Source organism: Halorubrum sp. SS7, assembly GCF_005435055.1.
Lineage (GTDB): Archaea > Halobacteriota > Halobacteria > Halobacteriales > Haloferacaceae > Halorubrum > Halorubrum salinarum.
Genome location: NZ_SGXV01000077.1, coordinates 1 through 1679, shown reverse-complemented (window position 1 = coordinate 1679; position 1679 = coordinate 1). Strand labels below are relative to the sequence as shown.

Here is a 1679-nt window from a genome sequence, read left to right as displayed (position 1 = left end):
GATCACCGCCTCGATGAGAGCCGCGGCACCGATACCGAGCAGCAGCCCCTTCGCGGCGCTCTCGTAGCCATCCAACGACCTCCGCGTCTCGAACGCGTCCTCGCTGGCAGATGCGGCCTTCTTCGCGGCCACGTAGCTCATGAAGTCGGTGTAGTCGTCGAACTCCTCGATGCGGCTGAACCCGTAGAAGGGCTTGATTTCGTCGTGGTTGCCGTTCTCGGCTGCTTCCTGTGCTTCCTCGAACTCTTTCGGCGTCGGTAGGTCTGTGGCGACCATACCGACACGTCACACGGCCGCTGTATAGTTATTATTGCTCAATTAATAACTGAATAAATTGTGAAGAGGAGACGATCAGACTGGGGCAAAAGCCGTCTTTCATATAACTGTGTTCGAGACGTTTGTGTATGGAAACAGACAGCGTTGGTCCCAATCAGAAGGGGGCGATCGGTGAAGCACTCGTCTTCGGTGGTCGAATTGTGCCAAACCCGATTGAAGACGAGATACGATCATTTATCGAAGATACATATTCACTAGCAGAGGACACACCTATTCGAGTCTCTCACGGATCTGCCGACCATTTCAAAGTATCTACTGAAAACGGTGAAACAGTGTCCGCTCGGACAGACGGGGCATTTACCGCGAAAGTCATACCTGAAATCTACGAGGATGAGATTGAATGGGGGCGGGATGGACGAATCACAAATAAATGGAATATCCAAAAAGAGATTCATTTCCCGGTAGAGGTGAAGTCTGGAGAGTACGCTGAGCTGGAACGCGACCAGAAAGAAGTCTTAGAAGCGATTTCAGAGGCGAATACGGAACAGCATCCAATGTTAGTAAAAGTTCGAATCGAGAAACTACCAGAAGAGTACGAAATGTCTCCGAGGATATTATAGCGATTTAAACTCGGTCGATGTGGTCGTAGACTCGCTCGGTGGTTTGGATCGTCGCGTGCCTGAGCCGGTTCCGCACGTCGTAGAAGGTGTGGCCCTCTTCGACGTTGAGCATCCGGTAGGCGACGCTGTGCCGGAGCGTGTGCGGCGTCACGTCCTCCGGGTCGCCTCGCCCGGTGACCGTTATCGGTCGCACGTCGGCGCCGACGGCGGCCTCTCGAACGACGTTCCGAACGGACTCCGTAGTCATCCGGTCAGACTGTCGCGACGGCCACAGGGCTGTGGTCTCCTTCCAGCGGCCGGCGAGGTACGGAGCGTCCGGACGGTCTCGTCGGCCAGTTCGATCTCGGTGTAGTTCGGCGTGCGGTCGGTCGGGTAGTCCTTCTGGATGTCGGCCGGGAGCGCGAGAACGCCGTCGTTGAGGTCGACGTGGTCGGCCACGTCGAGCGCGACGGCCTCCGCGACGCGGAGCCCGGAGTCGTAGAGCGTCGCGATCAGCGCGTCGTTGCGAGCGGCGAGGTACGGCGCGCTCGCTTCGACGGTCGCGGAACGCATCCGGTCGACCTGCTCCGGCTTCAGCCAGACGGTCGCTTTGTCCTGAGTTTGGGTTTCCATTGTTCGGGGTGTTTCGAGGTAGTTGGTTTATAAACGGTTCAGGGGAAGGAAGGTGCGAGTTTGGGTTTCTATATAGAGAATCCCAAACTCGTCTTAGGCGTTACCACGCCACCGGTTCACCCCGCAGTTCACGCAGTTGCGTTCGAACGCGAAGGTCTCGGCTCCGCAGTT

The 1679-nt window shown here is 56.9% G+C and carries 2 protein-coding genes and 1 pseudogene; 1 reads left to right on the top strand and 2 read right to left on the bottom strand.

Annotated features, from left to right (window positions below; all coding sequences use genetic code 11):
* Nucleotides 1-276: hypothetical protein (locus EXE44_RS16650; RefSeq protein ID WP_137717960.1), on the bottom strand; the 276-nt coding region annotated here is incomplete at its 3' end.
* Between the two features lie 128 nt (nt 277-404).
* On the opposite strand from EXE44_RS16650, the gene EXE44_RS16645 reads away from it, so the two are divergent.
* Nucleotides 405-896, top strand: coding sequence for a hypothetical protein (locus EXE44_RS16645; RefSeq protein WP_137693527.1), 492 nt, complete (start codon nt 405-407; stop codon nt 894-896).
* Nucleotides 897-900: 4 nt separating this feature from the next.
* Here the strand turns inward: EXE44_RS16645 and EXE44_RS16640 are convergent.
* Nucleotides 901-1508 (bottom strand): annotated as a pseudogene (locus EXE44_RS16640) (tyrosine-type recombinase/integrase).
* Nucleotides 1509-1679 lie beyond the last annotated feature (171 nt).